Here is a 19,793-nt window from a genome sequence, read left to right on the forward strand (position 1 = left end):
TGATTTCCTCCTTTACAGCTTCCACACCCCAATTAAAATGAGCAGAAGCCCTGGTAAGCATGCAAGCTTATCGATCCAGCGCCAATTTGCCAAGTAATGACCGGAACGAAGCCCTATACACACAAAGAGTGAGCTCATTACGGCCACAGTGATACTCATGACAATTGGTGAAAAGCCTAGAATCGCAGCGCCAATCCCTGCGCCAAATGCATCAATGGATAAAGCAATCCCAAGAAGCACTGCTTCTATTCCATTGATCGTCCCAGAACGGTCAATATCTGCACTTGTCGGCTTGCGCAAAATTTGAATGACAAGACCAAGTGACTGCACTTCCACATTAAGCAATGTCTTTTCATGAAGTAGCAAATCACGCTCTTTCGCTGGTTTGTAAAATTGATAAAGGACCCAAAGTCCAATGGCGATCAAAATGCCTCCACCAAGTTTATCTGTCACTGAGACAGGGAGGAATGTCGTCAGCAGGCTGCCAATCAGCATAGAAATGAGCAGCACAATCCCTGAACAGCATGCAATAATGACAATCGCTTTAAATGGAATCTTCATTTTACGAAGTCCATACGTAAAGCCTACAGAAAAGCTGTCAATGCTGACTGCAATAGCTAAAAACAGGAGCGAAATCGAAATCATACCTGAACTCTTCCTTTCTGTTCATGCAACGATGATCAAGAGTCTCTAGGCGTCCTTAGACTCTTCTTCACTATATGAAGAGCAGGTGGGCTGTGTGTCAGTCTACACCTTGCTGAAAAATGAATGTTTTTTATCGTATGCACAGCAAAAAGGAAGCATGCTGATGGCTGATTTTTATTGAGGACGTTTTTGGCAGGTTACACAAAAATGTGTGCCGCGCCCTCCGACTACTGTTTTCTCAATGATGCTTCCGCATGTTTGACAAGGCTCTCCCCGCCGGTCATACACAAGAAGCTGCAGCTGAAATGTTCCAATATCACCTTGTGAATTGATATATGAGCGAATCGTGCTTCCTCCTGCATCTACCGCTACTTGAAGTGTATCGATAATATGCCTGTGAAGCACTTTACACGATTCAAGGCTGAGCTGATTCGCTTTTGTTTCTGGATGAATGCCTGCTTTAAACAAAACCTCGTCTACATAAATATTACCTAGTCCCACGACAATCTTTTGATCAAGCAGCGCTGTTTTGACCACACGGGATGTTTTTTTCAATTGCTCCCATAAATATTCCGGAGTGAATTGATCATCAAAAGGCTCATACCCCAGCTGTGAGAGCGGGAGTTCCTTTTCCTCTTCACCCGGCTGAAATAAATGCATTGTGCCAAATTTACGCACATCATGATACCGAAGCTCAGTACCATCGGTAAATGTAAAGACGACGTGTACATGTTTATCGTATGGTTCATGCGCTTCATGTACACGGTATTTCCCTTCCATCCTTAAATGGGAGACCATTACGTAGTGGTCTAAATGAAAGAGCAGGAACTTTCCTCTTCTTTCAATGGTTTGTATCGTTTCTCCTACCATCCTTCTTGCGAACTCTTCCGGCTCCCCAGGACGTTTGATGATATTTGGCCATTTGATATCGACCGTTTCAATCGTTTTTCCTTCGACTAACCGCTTGAGTGTGCGCCGGACGGTTTCAACTTCTGGTAATTCCGGCATGCTCCTCGCTCCTTTTTCTCTCTCTATTATTTTGCGTCGTACCAAGATGGGCCTGAAGCAAAATCAACTTTTAGCGGCACATCTAGCTGAAGTGCATTTTCCATGACTTCAGGGACAATTTTTTCGAGTATGGCAATTTCTTCTTTCGGCGCTTCGAAGATCAATTCATCGTGCACCTGTAATAAAAGATTTGCCTGCAAGTTTTCTTCTTTTAACTTACGCGCCATATCAATCATGGCTTTTTTAATAATATCAGCTGCACTTCCTTGGATCGGTGTGTTCATGGCTGTTCTTTCCGCAAAGCTTTTGATATTAAAATTACGGCTGGTGATATCCGGGATATACCGTCTGCGTTTGAGAAGTGTCGTGACATATCCTTTTTGTTTCGCTTCCTGCACAATCTCTTCCATATAGGTTTTCACGCCTTTAAAGCTTGTTAAATAGCGTTCGATAAAGGCAGCTGCTTCTTTTCTTGTGATCCCAAGATTTTGAGATAATCCATAGTCACTGATTCCATATACAATTCCGAAGTTGACAGCCTTGGCTTGTCTTCTCATAGAGGAAGTCACTTCTTCTTCTGAGACATGGAACACGTCCATCGCTGTTTTCGTGTGAATATCCATATCTTGCGTAAACGCTTCGATCAAATTCTCATCCTGAGAAATATGAGCGAGTACACGCAGCTCAATTTGTGAATAGTCAGCAGCAAACATAAGCCAGCCTTCTTTTGATGGAACGAATGCTTGACGAATCTTCCGTCCTTCCTCTAAACGAATTGGGATGTTTTGCAAGTTGGGATCTGTTGAGCTTAGTCTTCCTGTTTGCGTGAGCGCTTGATTAAATCGTGTATGCACTTTATGTGTATCCTTGCGCGTTACCTTCATTAAGCCTTCCACATAGGTCGATTGGAGCTTTCCAATTTGGCGGTAATGCAGAATAGACCGAATGATTTCGTGCTTATCTTCAAGCTTTTCAAGAACATCCGCAGATGTCGAGTAGCCTGTTTTTGTCTTTTTAATAATCGGCAGACCTAATTTTTCAAAAAGAATCACGCCAAGCTGTTTAGGAGAATTGATGTTAAACGTTTCACCTGCTAAGCGGTGAATGGTTTCCTCATATTCTTTCAGCTTTTTCGCTAACTCTTCACCCATCTTCTCTAGGCGCTCAATATCTACCTTTACGCCAAGTGATTCCATTTCACCTAAGATGAGGGCAAGCGGCAGCTCTAAGTCTTCATACAGTTCATGTTGATCATTTTTTTCTAGTGCTTCAAGTGTTAAATCATGCAGAGCAGAGATCGCCGCTGCTTTTCGTCCAAGATGTTCCTTCAGTTCATCTTCAGGTGGGATCGCCTGCTTTGCTCCTTTTCCGTACACTTTTTCATCAGAAAATGCGATGTTCAGGCCGTATTCCTTCGCCACACTGGCGACGTCCTCATAGGATTTCTGAGGATTGACGACATAGGAAGCGAGCAGGACATCGTTATCGACACCTTTTAGATCGACATCGTGCCATCTGAGGGCGACAACTGCTCTTTTTGAATCGAAGACCCATTTCTTCTTCGTTTCATCCTGTACCCATTGTTTAAATGCATCTGATTGAAGTGCATCTTCTTTCGTGATAAAAAACGCACCGTTTTCATTATGGATCGCAAAACCGATCAAATCCGCTTCATGATAATTATCTCCAAGCTGTTCTACCACAAGGGCGGCGTGATCTGTCAGCATTTCATCCGTTACATCAGTCATTTTTTTCACTTCTAATGCTTCAACTTCGACCTGTTCACCTGTTTCTGGTGCTTCTCCTAGACGCTCTAGCAGCGTTTGAAAGCCTAGTTCTTTATAAAGAGAGATCACTTGATCCATATGAGGACCTTCATATGCGAGATCCTTGCTTGATACATCAATTGGCGCTTCTACAAGAATCGTTGCGAGTTGTTTACTCATCACCGCTTGCTCTTTATATTCTTCAAGCTTTTCTTTGAGTTTTTTACCACTGACTTCGTCAATATGTTCAAGCAGGTTTTCTACCGTTTCAAACTGCTTTAACAATTTTATCGCTGTTTTTTCCCCTACACCGGGCACCCCTGGGATATTATCTGAGGAATCTCCCATCAAGCCTTTCATGTCGATGATTTGATCTGGGCGCAGACCATATTTTTCTTCAATATGAGCCGGTGTGTAATATTCTACTTCTGTAATGCCTTTTTTCGTAATTGCTACCGTCGTATGGTCTGTTGAGAGCTGCGTTAAGTCCTTATCTCCTGAGAAAATTTTCACTTCAAAGCCGTCTTTTTCTGCCTCCACAGCCAATGTCCCGATAATATCGTCAGCCTCGTATTGAGGAAGCTCGTACCTTTTCACCTGATAGGCATCTAATAGTTCACGGATAAACGGCATTTGTTCTGATAGCTCTGGCGGCGTTTTTTGTCTTCCGCCTTTATATTCTTTAAATGTCTCGTGGCGGAACGTTGTTTTCCCCGCATCAAATGCGACGAGCATATGGGTTGGCTTCTCGTCCTCGAGCATCTTCATTAAAATCATTGCAAAGCCATAAATGGCATTTGTATGGACGCCTTTATCATTTGATAATAGCGGCAAAGCAAAAAAAGCTCGATAAGCGAGACTGTTTCCATCCACTAGTACTAATTTCTTTTTGTCTGTCATGTTTTAATCCTCCATCGGCTGAGCCATTTCAGCCGTCTCTTTCACACATTGTATCATCATTTTATCAAAGTTTATTTTGAAAAGAAAATAGTCGAACCTGCATAAAAAAAGGGACGAAAACAACAAGTGTTTTCGTCCTTACAAAATTGGCTCCTTGGATGAAGGGGTTCCTATTCATCCTACCAATGATTGTTTAACTAAACATGAATCCATTGTAAAGATCATGTAAATTTTAACGTGACATTCCTTTTTTCCCTATTTTGATTTCAGGCTCACTGTAAAAGTCGTTCCTTTGCCTTGTTTGCTATGGACTGAAATCGTCCCTTCATGCGCCTCCACAAGGTGTTTGACAATCGCAAGACCAAGTCCTGTTCCGCCTGAATTTCTACTTCTATCTTTATCAATTCGATAAAATCTCTCAAATATTCTTGGAATCTCTCTTTTCTTCATGCCGATTCCTGTATCTGCTACATCAAATTCATAGGCGCCTTTCCGCGGTCTTGCCGAAATGGTGACACTCCCTCCCTCTGGTGTATAGGTAAGAGCATTGTTGACGAGATTGAGGAAGATTTGCTTTAATCTCAGCGGATCTGCCATCACATAGACAGGCTCTTTCGGGATACGCACTTGTAATTGAATACCTTTTTCCGCAGCCTTTTGTTTTAAAAGGACTTCAATCTCTTGAATGATTTCTGACGCATTGGCGTCTTGAATATTTAGTTTGAAATGCTGCTGCTCGATTTTGGAAAGATCGAGTAAATCTTGAATGAGAGTTTCGAGTCGGACACTCTCTTTTAAAATGATGGAAAGGAATTGTGTCAGCGCTTCTTTGTCATCAATCGCTCCATCAAGAAGGGTTTCGGAGAATCCTTTAATCGACGTAATCGGCGTCTTTAATTCGTGAGACACATTGGCGACAAAATCTTTTCGCATCTGCTCGAGCTGCTTTGTTTCTGTCACGTCATGAAACACAAGGACAATTCCTTTCCATTCATCGTCTGTACTTAAAATTGGGACACCATCCACTTGGAAGTAGCGCCGTTCAATGTCAACGGCTAGGCGCAAAAACTTCCGCACCTTCGTTTCTGTCATAAAAATTTCATCAATCAGCTCAATAATTTCGTCATGTGTAAATGCTTCATGATACAGCTTGTGCATGTAAATGTGCTTTTGCACCTTAAACTGCTTGCGGAAGGTTCGATTGACTAGGTTGATATACCCCATCTTATCAATCAAAATAATTCCTGCACCGATGTTTTCAATGACTGTTTGCAGACGGTCCCGCTGCATTTCCCCAGTGCTTGTCATTTCTTGAAGGCTTTCTGCCAGACGCTTCATTGATGTATTAAGCTCACTAGTTTCAATGATGAGCTCTTCATAATGATTGGTATCATAGTTCCCACGTTCCAGCTGTTTGGCTACCTTTGTGGCATAATCTATCGGTTTTACATATTTCATCGACATGCGGTATCCAAAGAAAACGATGATAATAATCGCCGAGCCAAGACAAACGGCTAATGCGAGCCAAAGCTGGCCATCAATTTCGTTTAAAGGCTGGAATGACGCATGGAGAAATAAATAGCCTGCCGGTTCGTTTTGTTTCAGAATAGGGACTGCGTAATGAAACAGCGCATCCTTCTCATCCTCAATGACGACGCCTTTTGTTTGAAGCCGTTCATTGTTCAGTGTGTTTTGAATGATGCCCCTTTGCTCCGCTTGACCCGTTGTATGTATGATATTCCCCTTCAGATTCACAATTGACGCATTCATGTCGAGATGCTGCTTTGCCTGATTGAGGATCTCCTTGTTTTGCTTCGCCTGCAGATCATCACCATCCATGGAAGAAAGAAGAAAGCTCGATTCATTTTCCATTCGTTCCGTTAATTTTGTTTCATAAAAAACATGGAACATGTGATCCAGAAAAAGGCCAAGTGCGACAAACACAATAAAAAGGAGAAAAATAAGTCCCGAAAACAGGCGGGTTCTTATTTTACTCATTTGGCTTTGGCTCCTCCAATTTGTAGCCTAAGCCGCGAATGGTTTTAATGTATGTTGGTTTTTTCGTATTCTTTTCAATTTTGTCCCGCAAGTGGCTGATGTGTACATCCACAATACGAGTGTCTCCTGCAAAGTCATAATTCCAAACGGCACTTAGCAGCAGATCACGTGTGAGGACACGTCCTTTATGCTTGGCCAAATAAAGCAGCAGTTCAAATTCCTTCGGCGTAAGCTCTAGACGTTCTTCTTGGAAGTAGACTTCGTAGTGTTCTGGTAAAATGCGCAGTTCACCAATTTTGATTTGGTCTGCAATGACCTCTTCCTTGTCCTCTTGCGTGGGGGCAGGCTGAGATTGCTGCGCTCTTCTTAAGATGGCTTTTACCCGAGCACCCACTTCTCTAGGACTGAATGGCTTTGTCATGTAATCATCGGCTCCAAGTTCAAGGCCGAGCACCTTATCAAATTCATCGTCCTTTGCTGTCAGCATTAAAATAGGGAACATCATTTTTTGAATTCTCAGTTGTTTGCACACTTCAATGCCGTCCATTTTCGGAAGCATTAAATCTAATACAATGAGATCAGGCTGTTCACTTGCTGCTTTTTCAAGCGCTTCTTCCCCATCTCTTGCTGTGACGACATCATAGCCCGCCCTTTCAAGGTTATAGCTTAGAAGTGTTACAATCGATTCTTCATCATCCACAACTAATATTTTTTTATTCATGTTGTGCCTCCAATTAGTGATTTCCCCTGCATCCGTTTTTTTGTATCTTATGTGAAAAGCGAGAAGTCACGCTTTCTCTTTCATTTTAACGAAAGCTTAACAAGAGGACAATTTAAAATTTCGACAAGATTTGTTTTGTAAACAAAAAGAAGGCCCCTCATAAGAGAAGCCTTCCTTTTTCATATTAAGACAATACTTTCATGACGTTCTTAACAGATTCAACAGAACGGTCAAGCTGACTTCTTTCTTCTTCTGTCAGCTCAAGCTCAATGATCTGCTCAAGGCCGTTTCCACCTACGATTGTTGGTACACCAAGGTAAATGCCTTCGTAGCCATATTCACCTTCAAGGTAAGCAATCGTTGGGATTACGCGGCGCTGATCTTTTAGAATCGCCTCAACCATTTCTACAAGTGAAGCAGCAGGTGCATAATAGGCACTACCGTTACCTAATAGGTTCACGATTTCGCCGCCGCCTTTTCTTGTTCTTTCAACAATCGCATCAATTCGATCTTTTGGAATCAATGTTTCAAGCGGGATACCGCCTGCATAAGAGTAACGAACAAGCGGAACCATGTCATCACCATGTCCACCAAGGACAAAGCCCGTCACATCTTTGACAGATAGGTTTAATTCTTGAGCAACAAACGTACGGAAACGTGCTGTATCAAGAATACCCGATTGTCCAATGACTTTTTCTTTTGGTAATCCTGATTCTTTATAAACTGCATATGTCATTGCATCAACAGGGTTTGTTAACACAACAATAATGGCTTCTGGAGAATATTTAACGATTTCGCGTGTCACGCTGCGCATGATTTTTTCATTTGTTGACACGAGATCGTCACGGCTCATTCCCGGCTTTCTTGCAATTCCTGCCGTAATGACCACGACATCAGAACCGGCTGTATCTTCGTAGTTAGAAGTGCCTGTAATGTTCGCATCGAAGCCTTGAACAGGGCTTGCTTCCAGCATATCAAGAGCTTTCCCTTTTGTTGGGTTCTCAAGCTGCGGGATATCAACTAAGACGACATCCGCTAATTCTTTTTGAGCTGTTAAAAATGCTGTAGTTGCTCCAGTAAAACCTGCTCCGATGACAGATACTTTTTTACGCTTGTTTGCCATTTCCTTTTTCCCCTTTAACTTTAAAGTTTAAGAATCAAGACAAGTTTTTGATGAGCTCGTCAGCAAACTCAGAACATTTTACTTCTGTTGCGCCATCCATTAATCTAGCAAAATCGTAAGTGACGACTTTAGATGCAATTGTTTTTTCAACAGATTGAATCACTAGATCAGCTGCTTCCTGCCAGCCAAGGTGCTCAAGTAACAGCACGCCTGATAGAAGAACAGAAGATGGATTCACTTTATCAAGACCAGCATATTTTGGTGCTGTTCCGTGAGTCGCTTCAAAAATAGCGTGTCCTGTTTCGTAGTTGATGTTCGCTCCTGGTGCGATACCAATTCCACCAACTTGTGCTGCAAGTGCATCAGAGATGTAATCTCCATTTAAGTTCATTGTAGCCACAACATCGAACTCAGCTGGACGAGTTAGGATTTGTTGAAGGAAAATATCTGCAATGCTGTCTTTGACAATGATTTTGCCAGCAGCTTCTGCTTCACTTTGCGCTTTGTTTGCCGCATCTTTTCCATCTTGTTCTACAATACGATCATATTGTGCCCATGTAAAGACTTTGTCGCCAAACTCTTTTTCAGCCACTTCGTAGCCCCAGTTTTTGAAGGCACCTTCTGTAAATTTCATGATGTTTCCTTTGTGAACAAGCGTCACAGATTTACGGCCTTGGTCAATTGCATATTGGATAGCCGCTCTGACAAGACGGGATGTTCCCTCTTCAGAAACTGGCTTGATTCCGATACCTGACGTTTCTGGGAAACGGATTTTGTTCACACCTAATTCGTTTTTCAAGAAGTCAATTAACTTCTTCACTTCGTCTGAACCTTTTGCATACTCAATACCAGCATAAATATCTTCTGTGTTCTCACGGAAGATCACCATGTCTGTGTCTTCTGGACGTTTAACAGGAGAAGGTACGCCTTTGAACCAGCGAACTGGACGTAAGCATGTGAATAAATCAAGCTCTTGTCTAAGTGCCACGTTTAATGAACGGATTCCTCCGCCAATTGGTGTTGTTAGTGGTCCTTTAATCGCAATTAAGTATTCACGAATGTCTTCAAGCGTTTGCTCAGGAAGCCACTCTCCAGTTTTATTGTAAGCTTTCTCACCTGCATATACTTCTTTCCAAGTGATTTGCTTTTCACCTTTATATGCTTTTTCTACAGCTGCTTCAAGTACTCTTGATGCTGCTTTCCAAATGTCAGGACCGATTCCGTCCCCTTCGATAAACGGGATGATTGGATTATTTGGTACATTCAATACGCCGCCAGTAACTGTAATTTTTTCGCCTTGTGACAATGATATTACCTCCCAGGTTATGTAGTGAATATTTGAAACTTCTTGGCTTGATGTCTGCAAGCAAAAAAGTTTTTCACGTGATTCGTTTTTTGTTGATGTTGATATGGAGGCTGATTAGCCTTTTGAAATCAGCCCCCGCTTATTCTATAAACATTAGTCTCTTTCACTGATCGGAACAAAGGTTTGAAGATCAGGTCCAATGTAATCAGCTCTTGGACGGATGAGTCGGTTGTTGTCATATTGCTCTAGAATATGAGCAATCCATCCAGAGAATCGGCTGATCACGAAAATTGGTGTAAACAAGTCATGATCAATGCCAAGACTGTGATATACAGATGCAGAATAAAAATCAACATTTGGTGGAAGATTTTTCTCTGATGTCACGATTTCCTCTGCGCGAACAGACATTTCATACCATTTCGGCTCGCCAGTGAGGTTTGTTAAACGCTGGCTCATTTCTTTTAGATGCTTTGCACGCGGGTCACCTTGACGATATACGCGGTGGCCAAAGCCCATAATTTTTTCTTTCTTCTCTAGCTTACCATGAATATAGGAATCTACGTTTTCAACTTCGCCAATTTCTGAAAGCATCTTCATCACGCCTTCATTAGCGCCGCCATGAAGCGGTCCTTTCAGCGCACCGATAGCCGCTGTCACACCAGAGTAGATATCTGATAGTGTAGCAACACATACACGTGCTGTAAATGTCGATGCGTTTAATTCATGATCCGCATGTAGAATAAGCGCCTTATCAATGGCTTCAATTTCTACTGGTGACGGCTCTTCGCCATTTAGCATATACAAGAAGTTTGCAGCATAGCTGTATTCTTCTTTTGGCTGTACAGGCTCAAGTCCTTTGCGAATGCGAGAAAACGCAGCGACTAGTCCAGAAATTTTCGCCTGTAAGCGAATTGCCTTTCTGTAATTCGCTTCTTTGTCCATAATCTCTGATTCGTCATCTAGTAAACCTAGTAAGGATACTGCTGTACGAATCGCAGACATTGGATGAACCCCATCGAGCGAATAAGATTTAAAATGCTCAATGATTTCTTGCGGAATCTGAGCATTTTCATTGAGCTGTTGTTTTAATTCACTCAGCTCCTGCTCATTCGGCAGCTTTAAGTGCCATAACAGGTAGACAATTTCTTCGAATGTAGCTTTTTCAGTTAAATCATCGATATTGTACCCTACATAAGTAAGAGTATCATCAATAATTGAGCTTACGGATGAAGTTGTTGCCACGATACCTTCAAGACCTCTTGTTGCTGTCATGTTCAATCTCCCCTTTTTAAAAAGATTCCCCTTCGTTGCAGAATTCTCACTTTTTGAAAGCGCTATCCAATCCGAATAAGATGGCAGTTTCTGAAAAGAAAATGCTTACATTTACCTATACGGTTAGAGCGCTTTTAGCCTCATATCTCTTGTATGATCAATGAGTTCAAAATTAAGCCTATTCCCATTATAAACAATAATCAGACATTTGTTAAATGTTTAACTATAATTTTTTTTGATATTTTTTTTTCCAGTCTCCCATATCAGGCATGGAATAAAGGGAATTTGCTTCTTTTAATATATTTAATTATGTTTTTTTGCAAAAGCTCACGCAAGAAAAAATTTAAAAAAGAAAGTGGCAGGAACCACTCTCTTTTCATCCGCTGAAAAATTTCACAGCCTGCATCGCCAAATAAGCAATTCCTGCCCCGATGAGCGGGCCAACAGCCACCCCTTTAAATAAGCTGACTGCCAAAATGGTACCGAACACAAGCGCTGCCGTAATATGCGGATCATTTTCGAGTAGCACAATCCCGTTTTTTGCAATTAATGCTACTAATATACCCGCTCCAAGAGCTATCCAAGCATAGGAAGATTTCATCGCTTCTCCAAGCTGCTTAAATCCAATGTCACCTGTTGCAATCGGGACCAGCACAGCAATGGTAATAACGGTCACTCCCCAATTAATGCCTTTAGATTGGAGAACCGGGAAAATTTTTTGATCCAGGCCAATCAGCTTAATTGCGATCAGTACAGAGACCGCTAAAATTAACGAATTGTTTTTTGCAATAAGTGCAATAACGAGTAAAAGTACCAAAAATAAATTTGCTTGAGTAAACATACGCCGCTCCTTTCTTTCTTTTTATTGCGACCTTTTCATATTACTAATCTTTTTGAATAAAATGAAGTATCGGACATGCTTGTTTTTTGGAGGGGATTGTGTGAATCACGCCTATGTGGCCATTTTTCTGCGAAGTTTGATGATGATCAGCATTGCTGTTTTTGCTGTTGTCTTTTTATATCAGTCTTTTCCGTTTTTATATCCTTTTTGGATCGCCCTTATTGTGTCTTGTTTGATTCACCCTGCCGTCTGCAAAATCGAAGAGATCACCGGGATGCCAAGAGGACTTGTTGTGGTCATTGTACTGTTGCTCTTTTTAGTCGCAGCCGCCGGCTTCATGACGCTTTTAGTTGCTGAAATCATTTCAGGTAGTGCTTATTTGGCAAAGGTGCTGCCTAGCCATCTTGATCAATTGATTGGTATTGTAGAGCAATTTTTCACAGATAAAATTCTGCCTTTATATCATGATGTCACAGCCCAATTTAATACGCTTCAAGCAGGTCAAAAGGAATCGATTTTGGGACAAATTCAAGCACTCGGTGATGAAGCTGCCGCAAAAATCGGGACTTTTCTTTCAAAAACACTTGAGCTTATTCCGGCTTTTTTAGGTCTTTTGCCTGATGCAGCAGCAACATTGTTATTTTCTGCTCTGGCAACTTTTTTTATCACGAAAGATTGGTTTACATTAAAAACATATGGCTCACGTATCTTTCCCGCAAAATGGATGCAGCATACACGCGCCATTTTATCTGAAATCAAAAAAGCCATTACCGGTTTTATGAAGGCTCAGCTTCTGCTTGTGGCCATGACGATTGGTATTGTATTGATTGGACTCATCGTTTTAAAAGTCGAGCATGCCCTTGTAATTGCTTTATGTATTGGATTTGTCGATTTACTTCCATATATCGGGAGCGGCACTGTTTTCCTACCGTGGATCATTTATTCTGCTATGACAGGAAATCTTTCACTCGCCATTGGACTGGGCATTTTGTATATTGTTGTCCTCATTCAAAGACAAATATCAGAGCCAAAAGTCTTAAGCAAATCCATCGGACTTAATCCTCTAGCAACGCTTGTGGCGCTATTTGTCGGGTTAAAATGGTTTGGTTTTCTTGGACTTGTGATTGGCCCTGCTTCCCTTGTCGTGTGGCAGGCATTCCGTAATGCAGGAGTTTTCAGAGATATTTTTGAGTACATTCGGTATGGCATGCAAAAATAAAAGAGACCTAGGCTGAAGGTCTCTTTAGCGAATGATTGTATAGCGGTTGCGATTAGACAAGTTTCTAAGCCAGCGTTCAAAGAGCGGCTTGATTCCCTTTCTCGTCACCGGAATGAGCAGCAAAGCCCCAATGAGATCTGATAAGAAGCCTGGAATGAGCAGCAACAGACCGCCAATCAGAATACAAAAACCATCGACAATCGCTCCCCCTGGCATCTTGCCATATTGTAAATCTCGCTGCACTTTTTGGAAGGCTTCTATTCCTTGTTTTCTTGCGAAATAAGCACCTAATGCACTTGTCAGCACGATGAGCAGCATCGTTGGCAAAATGCCAATGATTTTACTTGAGATTAAAAATAAACTAATTTCCACCGCAGGGAACAGAATTAATAATAGTAGAAAATATTTCTTCAACCATATCACCTCATGGGGTATCTTTCATCGAAAGCTGTTTACTTTTTTTAGTGTAACATAAAAAAAGAGAGGAGTCAGACAACTCCTCTCTTGGATGATTTAAAGGACGCTTGCACGGCCTTTGTAGATCGCTCCGCGTGCTGGATCTACTGTAATCTCTTCGCCTTCTTTTAATAGTGTTGTTGCGCCGTCAAGACCAACAATTACTGGAATGCCAAGGCTTAATCCAACAACAGCTGCATGGCTTGTTAAACCGCCTTCTTCTGTGATAAGGGCAGATGCTTTTTCTAAAGCTCCCATCATATCACGATCTGTGCAGTTTGCGACTAGGATCGCACCGTCGTACATTTTTTCTTCTGCTTCTTTTCCGCTTTGTGCAATGACAACCGGTCCAAATGCAGATTTACGGCCAATACCTTGACCTTTCGCAATGATGTCACCGACAACATATACTTTCATTAAGTTCGTCGTACCTGTTTCACCAACTGGCACACCTGCTGTAATGACGATTAAATCGCCGTGTCTTACATAGCCTGTTTCAATAGACTTTTCTACTGCATTCTCAAGCATTTCATCAGTAGACGTCGTTTTTGATCCGCTCTTTGCAAATACACCGAATACGAGTGAAAGCTTTCTTGCCACTGATTCGTTTGCTGTAACTGCTACGATTGGTGCTTTTGGTCTATATTTTGAAATCATTCTGGCTGTATGTCCGCTTTCCGTAGGCGTCACAATGGCTGCCACATCAAGCTTCATTGCTGTATGTGCAACAGATTGACCGATCGCATCTGTAATGCTGACTTCTACTTCTTCGCTTCTGCGGGAAAGAATTGCTTTATAGTTTAGTGCTTCTTCTGAACGTGATGCAATGTTATGCATCGTTTGTACAGCTTCTACTGGATATGTTCCTGCTGCTGTTTCACCAGAAAGCATAATCGCATCTGTACCGTCAAAAATAGCATTGGCCACGTCACTTGCTTCCGCGCGGGTTGGACGAGGGTTACGCTGCATGCTGTCCAGCATTTGAGTCGCTGTGATGACAGGCTTGCCTAAACGATTACATTTTTTGATCAGCATTTTTTGAACAAGAGGTACTTCTTCTGCCGGGATCTCTACACCAAGATCTCCACGCGCAACCATTAAACCATCAGATACCTCAAGGATTTCGTCGATGTTATCAACACCCTCTTGGTTTTCAATCTTAGGAATGATTTGAATATCAGTCGCATTGTTCTTTTCAAGAAGCTCACGAATTTCAAGAACATCAGAAGCTCGTCTCACAAAAGAAGCTGCGATGAAATCGACGCCTTGTTCAATTCCAAACAGAATATCATTGGCATCCTTTTCTGTAATACCTGGCAGGTTCACACTGACGCCAGGTATGTTGACACCTTTTTTGTTTTTGAGTGTGCCTGTATTCATGACTTTAGTGACGATTTCTTTGCGGTCCTTGTTAATTTCTTTTACTTCTAAACCAATCAGACCATCATCTAATAGAATCGTTGAACCTACTTCTACATCATGAATTAAATCTTCGTATGTCACACTAATTTTTTCCGTATTTCCAACAATGTCTTCCATACTCACGATAAGATCAGCACCAGCGACTAGCTCAATTGAGCCGTTTTCAACTGTACGTGTACGGATCTCTGGACCTTTTGTATCTAGAAGGATCGCAATGTCCTTGCCTAATGTTTTACCTGCTTTACGTATGTTTTCAATGCGTGCACCATGCTCTTCAAAATCTCCGTGGGAGAAGTTTAGTCTGGCTACATTCATTCCTGCTTCAATCAATTCAGTCAGCTTTTCAATGCTTTCACTTGCTGGACCGATTGTACAAACGATTTTTGTCTTTCTCATTACTGTTCCTCCTAAGGTCTTCTCGTTTTATATAGAGAGCTCTTGTGAAAGTCGGTACATATTTTTATCGACTGTATGTTTTTTATCTAAGATTTCTAAAATATCATGATGGACAAGTTCATTGCTTTGAATGCCTACACAGCGTCCGCCTTGTCCTTCAAGGAGAAGCTCGACTGCGTATGCTCCTAAACGGCTTGCCAGTACACGGTCAAATGCACTCGGAGAACCTCCGCGCTGAATATGTCCTAAGACAGATACACGTGTTTCAAGGCTTGTCTCCTCTTCAATCCGCTTACCAAATTCAACACCGCTGCCTACGCCTTCTGCAACGATAATAATACTATGCTTCTTGCCGCGCTCGTGACCTCTTCTTAACCTAGCAATAATTTCGTCCATGTCATAGTCTGCTTCAGGAATCAAAATAGATTCGGCTCCGCCCGCAAGACCTGACCAAAGGGCAATATCACCAGCATGTCTTCCCATTACTTCCACTACGTATGTACGTTCATGAGATGTGGCTGTATCACGAATTTTATCAATGGCATCAATGACAGTATTCAGTGCTGTATCAAAGCCAATAGTGAAATCAGTACCTGGAATATCGTTGTCAATCGTGCCAGGGACACCTACACATGGAAAACCGAGCTCTGTTAATTTCTTCGCTCCCATAAATGACCCGTCTCCACCAATGACTACAAGTCCTTCAATACCGAATTTTTTTAAGTTTTCAATTCCCTTTTCACGACCTTCAACTGTCTTGAATTCAGGACATCTTGCCGTGTAAAGTTTTGTTCCTCCACGATGAATGATATCGCCTACCGAACCTATTTCGAGTTTCTCAATTTTACCGTTAATTAGACCTGAGTATCCATTATAAATACCGTAAACTTCAACATTATGGTAAATTGCTTTCCTTACAACTGCGCGCACAGCTGCATTCATTCCTGGGGAATCCCCACCGCTTGTTAAAACTCCTATACGCTTCATCTTTTTCACCTCAGAGACCATATATGAATTAAACATACCATTTCCACTGCTTGAAAACAATCATGAGCAAATTTGGATGTTTTCAATACGAATTTCTAAAACCGTACTTATTATACAATTAAATAAACCGTTTTTAAACAAAAGTTAAGAACGTCATGAAAGCAAATCTCTCTGAAATCTGTAAAGGCAGGTGCTATAAACCTTGTCATATCAGGGTTTTCAGACGTTTCAAATTTTATGAAAACAAAAGAAAATTATTTTCAAATAGCGCTTACATGAGGTCGGTTTTCATGAAAAAAGATGAAAAAAAATAAACGCCAGCCAAAAAGGCTGTACGTTTATTTAGTTTACCCCAATATATTGATTTTCAATCGATACTTTCCCGATTGCTTTGTATTTTTCATATCTTTGTTCGACTAGTTCTTCAGGTGTTAGTTTGAGCAAAGATGTAAGTGATTGTTTTAATACATTTTCCATGTAGGCTGCTTGTTGTTTCACGTCTCGATGTGCTCCACCTTGCACTTCTTTAATAACATCATCTATAATATCTAATTCTTTTAGGTCTGGAGCGGTAATTTTCATTGATTCTGCAGCTTTTTTCGCAAGTGATGAGTCCTTCCAGAGCAGTGCTGCTGCACCTTCAGGTGAAATCACTGAATACGTTGAGTTTTCTAGCATGAATAGGTGGTTTCCTACGCCTAGGCCTAGTGCGCCGCCGCTTCCGCCTTCTCCAATGACAATACAGACAACCGGTACACGAAGTCCTGCCATTTCGAATAGGTTTTTCGCAATTGCTTCACTTTGTCCGCGCTCTTCAGCTGCTTTACCAGGATAAGCTCCTTTTGTATCAATAAAGCAAATGATCGGGCGATTAAATTTATCTGCTTGTTTCATCAAACGCAGCGCTTTACGGTAGCCTTCTGGATGAGGCATTCCGAAATTACGGCGCAAGTTTTCTTTTGTATCTTTACCGCGCTGATGACCAATAACAGTGACAGGAAGCCCTTTAAACGTGGCAATTCCTCCAACGATCGCTTCATCATCACCATAAAAACGGTCACCGTGACATTCGAAAAAGTTGTCAAACAGCTCTTGAATGTAATCGAGAGTTGTTGGGCGCATCGCATGCCGAGCAATCTGCACTCTGTCCCACGGCTTTAAATTTGTATAAATGTCTGCTTCAAGCTTGCTCAGACGTGTTTCAAGGCGCTCAATTTCTGCACTTAAATCCATTTCTGAGTTTTGTGTGAACTTTTTCAGTTCATCAATTTTCGCTCGAAGTTCAATGACAGGTTTTTCAAATTCTAGTTCTCCAGCCACTCTCGTTCACCTCCTGTGCTGTGTAGCGCTAAGATTCGGCCTAGTGTTTCTTTCATTTCTGCACGATGGATGACAGCATCAAGCTGTCCATGCTTCATTAAAAATTCAGCCGTTTGGAAGTCCTCTGGCAGGTCTTCACGAATCGTTTGTTCAATGATTCTGCGGCCTGCAAAACCAATTAAAGCACCCGGTTCTGCAAAGTTGTAATCACCGAGAGACGCAAAACTAGCTGATACACCGCCAGTTGTTGGGTTCGTCATCACAGAGATAATCAACCCTTGATCTTCGCTGAACAGTTTTAATGCTGAACTTGTTTTTGCCATCTGCATCAGACTGAGAATTCCCTCTTGCATTCTCGCTCCACCAGATGCAGTAAAGATAATAAACGGAACCTTGTCCGCTTTTGCTTTCTCGATCGCCAGTGTGATCTTTTCACCAACAACCGATCCCATGCTGCCCATACGGAACGTGGCATCCATGACAGCAATCACAGCACTTTGGCCTTCAATCTCACCTTTACCTGTGACAATGGCTTCATTCAAAGATGTTTTTTCTCTGTCTTTCTCAAGCTTTTCTTCGTAGCCTGGGAAACCGAGCGGGTTTGCTGAAATGAGGTGCCCGTTAAATTCTTCAAATGTGCCTTCATCTACAAGGCTTTCGATACGCTGTTTTGCATTCATTTGCAAATGTCTGCCGCAATTCATGCAAACACGTAAATTTTTATCTAGTTCTTTGGTGAGCATTATTTTTTTACATTGCGGACATTTGGTCATGATGCCTTCAGGCACATCTTGGCTTGCCTGTTCAGAGGGTACAGATGCATATTTTTTCTTTTTACTGAAAATATTCTTGATTGACAAATGACTACCTCCCTTTTTGAAGGGTTTTTTCTTTACACGCACATCCACTATTATAGGACATGTCATAACTGTACCGAAACTATTGTACTTTTTTTGTCAAACGCTGTCATCCTTCATTCAATTTTTTCAGTGGGGAATTGATGAGAAATGAGTAGGTGTTTGGGGCGCTGAGCAGTTGATATGTTTGAATTGTGAACGTCTACAAAAAAATCTCATTCCGGATGAAAAATTTTTCGCGTAAGAGAGGAAATGTTGCACGTTTTTCCTCCAATTTCAGAAAAAACGTGCACACTTTTCCAGTTGATTATTCGCCGATAATCGTTAATTTTCTTGTTTTTTCAGCGACCGCTTCTGGGTCGACTTTGATTCTTGCAACGCCAGTTTCCATTGCTGCTTTTGCCACAGCTTTTGCTACCGCTGGTGCCACGCGTGCATCAAATGGTGCAGGGATGACATATTCAGCTGACAATTCCTCATCTGAAACAAGAGACGCTATCGCTTCAACAGCTGCGATTTTCATTTCTTCGTTAATGTGAGTTGCACGTACATCTAATGCTCCGCGGAAAATTCCTGGGAATGCCAGTACGTTGTTCACTTGGTTCGGGAAGTCAGAACGGCCAGTTCCTACAACACTTGCACCTGCTGCATGTGCATCTTCTGGCATAATCTCTGGATTTGGATTAGCCATAGCAAAGATGACAGGATCTTTTGCCATTTTTCCAACCATTTCTTTTGTTAAGGCGCCTGCTACAGAAACCCCGATAAAGACGTCTGCGCCTTCAATGACTTCTTCTAATGAACCTTCTTTGCGGTCTTGGTTCGTGAATTTAGCTACTTCGTTTTTCACTGCATTCATACCATTCGGGCGGCCTTCGTAAATGGCACCTTTCGTATCACACATAATGATATCACGTACACCGAAATGATAAAGAAGTTTGATAATCGCAATTCCTGCTGCCCCGGCGCCGTTTGCCACTACTTTGATTGAAGACATAGATTTTCCAGATAGCTTCAGTGCATTCACAAGTCCTGCTACTGTCACAATGGCTGTTCCGTGCTGATCATCGTGGAAAACTGGAATGTTTGTCTCTTTTTTCAAGCGCTCTTCAATGATAAAGCAGTTAGGAGCTGCAATATCTTCAAGGTTCACACCGCCAAAAGTCGGCTCAAGAAGCTTCACTGTTTCAACGATTTTGTCTACATCGTTCGTTGCAAGCGCGATTGGGAAGGCATCTACGCCTGCAAAGCTTTTGAATAATACGGCTTTCCCTTCCATTACTGGAAGAGATGCTTCTGCACCAATATTTCCAAGCCCTAAAACAGCGCTTCCGTCTGTGACAACAGCGACCATATTGCCTTTCATTGTATAATCATACACTTTGCTTGTGTCGTCATAAATATCTTTACATGGTTCTGCAACACCAGGTGAATAAGCCAAGCTCAAGTCTTTCGCATTTTTCACTTGTACTTTTGATTTTGATTCGAGTTTGCCTTGATTCTCTTTGTGCATATGTAATGCTTCTTCTCTTAATGACATGTGATGAACACTCCTT

General features: G+C 41.8%; 16 protein-coding genes. 1 reads left to right on the forward strand and 15 read right to left on the reverse strand.

Going from position 1 to position 19,793, the window contains the following annotated elements:
* Positions 1 to 12: 12 nt before the first annotated feature.
* The 9 genes from ytaF to ACN6NB_RS13135 all read right to left on the reverse strand — a co-directional run bounded on the left by ytaF (position 13) and on the right by ACN6NB_RS13135 (position 11,580).
* Positions 13 to 645, reverse strand: a complete 633-nt coding sequence (gene ytaF, locus ACN6NB_RS13095; protein ID WP_034279660.1) for a sporulation membrane protein YtaF — start codon at positions 643 to 645, stop codon at positions 13 to 15.
* A gap of 174 nt (positions 646 to 819) precedes the next feature.
* A complete protein-coding gene (mutM, locus tag ACN6NB_RS13100; protein WP_024426140.1) occupies positions 820 to 1,653 on the reverse strand; it encodes a DNA-formamidopyrimidine glycosylase in 834 nt (277 codons plus the stop codon).
* A gap of 26 nt (positions 1,654 to 1,679) precedes the next feature.
* Complete coding sequence (gene polA, locus ACN6NB_RS13105) at positions 1,680 to 4,319, reverse strand: DNA polymerase I (RefSeq protein WP_041086577.1); 2,640 nt, start codon at positions 4,317 to 4,319, stop codon at positions 1,680 to 1,682.
* 255 nt (positions 4,320 to 4,574) lie between these two features.
* Positions 4,575 to 6,317: a two-component system histidine kinase PnpS gene (gene pnpS, locus ACN6NB_RS13110; RefSeq protein WP_039180556.1), complete on the reverse strand. Its 1,743-nt coding sequence runs from the start codon at positions 6,315 to 6,317 to the stop codon at positions 4,575 to 4,577.
* A complete protein-coding gene (locus ACN6NB_RS13115) occupies positions 6,310 to 7,038 on the reverse strand; it encodes a response regulator transcription factor (RefSeq protein ID WP_039180559.1) in 729 nt (242 codons plus the stop codon). Before ACN6NB_RS13115 ends, pnpS begins: the two co-directional genes overlap by 8 nt.
* 184 nt (positions 7,039 to 7,222) lie before the next feature.
* A complete protein-coding gene (mdh, locus tag ACN6NB_RS13120) occupies positions 7,223 to 8,161 on the reverse strand; it encodes a malate dehydrogenase (RefSeq protein ID WP_008356047.1) in 939 nt (312 codons plus the stop codon).
* Between the two features lie 34 nt (positions 8,162 to 8,195).
* Complete coding sequence (gene icd / locus ACN6NB_RS13125) at positions 8,196 to 9,467, reverse strand: NADP-dependent isocitrate dehydrogenase (RefSeq protein WP_024424789.1); 1,272 nt, start codon at positions 9,465 to 9,467, stop codon at positions 8,196 to 8,198.
* A 153-nt stretch (positions 9,468 to 9,620) separates the two neighbouring features.
* On the reverse strand, positions 9,621 to 10,739 hold the full coding sequence (gene citZ / locus ACN6NB_RS13130; RefSeq protein ID WP_024424790.1) for a citrate synthase: 1,119 nt from the start codon (positions 10,737 to 10,739) through the stop codon (positions 9,621 to 9,623).
* A gap of 376 nt (positions 10,740 to 11,115) precedes the next feature.
* Positions 11,116 to 11,580 carry a DUF441 domain-containing protein gene (locus ACN6NB_RS13135; RefSeq protein WP_007501699.1) on the reverse strand — a complete coding sequence of 155 codons (465 nt, stop codon included), beginning with the start codon at positions 11,578 to 11,580 and terminating at the stop codon, positions 11,116 to 11,118.
* A 100-nt stretch (positions 11,581 to 11,680) separates the two neighbouring features.
* On the opposite strand from ACN6NB_RS13135, the gene ytvI reads away from it, so the two are divergent.
* Entirely contained in the window at positions 11,681 to 12,799 is a 1,119-nt protein-coding gene (gene ytvI, locus ACN6NB_RS13140; RefSeq protein ID WP_144491326.1) for a sporulation integral membrane protein YtvI, read from the forward strand.
* A gap of 24 nt (positions 12,800 to 12,823) precedes the next feature.
* On the opposite strand, the gene ACN6NB_RS13145 is transcribed toward ytvI, so the two are convergent.
* From ACN6NB_RS13145 to ystJ, 6 genes are all read right to left on the reverse strand, one after another.
* Positions 12,824 to 13,213 (reverse strand): FxsA family protein, encoded by a 390-nt coding sequence (locus ACN6NB_RS13145; RefSeq protein ID WP_039180564.1) that lies wholly within the window; start codon positions 13,211 to 13,213, stop codon positions 12,824 to 12,826.
* A 99-nt stretch (positions 13,214 to 13,312) separates the two neighbouring features.
* On the reverse strand, positions 13,313 to 15,073 hold the full coding sequence (gene pyk, locus ACN6NB_RS13150) for a pyruvate kinase (protein WP_039180567.1): 1,761 nt from the start codon (positions 15,071 to 15,073) through the stop codon (positions 13,313 to 13,315).
* 27 nt (positions 15,074 to 15,100) lie between these two features.
* A complete protein-coding gene (gene pfkA / locus ACN6NB_RS13155) occupies positions 15,101 to 16,060 on the reverse strand; it encodes a 6-phosphofructokinase (protein ID WP_024424794.1) in 960 nt (319 codons plus the stop codon).
* 342 nt (positions 16,061 to 16,402) lie between these two features.
* Positions 16,403 to 17,380: an acetyl-CoA carboxylase carboxyl transferase subunit alpha gene (accA, locus tag ACN6NB_RS13160; RefSeq protein ID WP_039180569.1), complete on the reverse strand. Its 978-nt coding sequence runs from the start codon at positions 17,378 to 17,380 to the stop codon at positions 16,403 to 16,405.
* Positions 17,365 to 18,240: an acetyl-CoA carboxylase, carboxyltransferase subunit beta gene (gene accD, locus ACN6NB_RS13165; protein WP_034279640.1), complete on the reverse strand. Its 876-nt coding sequence runs from the start codon at positions 18,238 to 18,240 to the stop codon at positions 17,365 to 17,367. The genes accA and accD overlap by 16 nt, the downstream gene beginning before the upstream one ends.
* A gap of 304 nt (positions 18,241 to 18,544) precedes the next feature.
* On the reverse strand, positions 18,545 to 19,777 hold the full coding sequence (gene ystJ, locus ACN6NB_RS13170) for an NADP-dependent malic enzyme (protein ID WP_025092260.1): 1,233 nt from the start codon (positions 19,775 to 19,777) through the stop codon (positions 18,545 to 18,547).
* Between the last annotated feature and the right edge of the window lie 16 nt (positions 19,778 to 19,793).

This window comes from Bacillus sp. 11B20, from assembly GCF_056098985.1.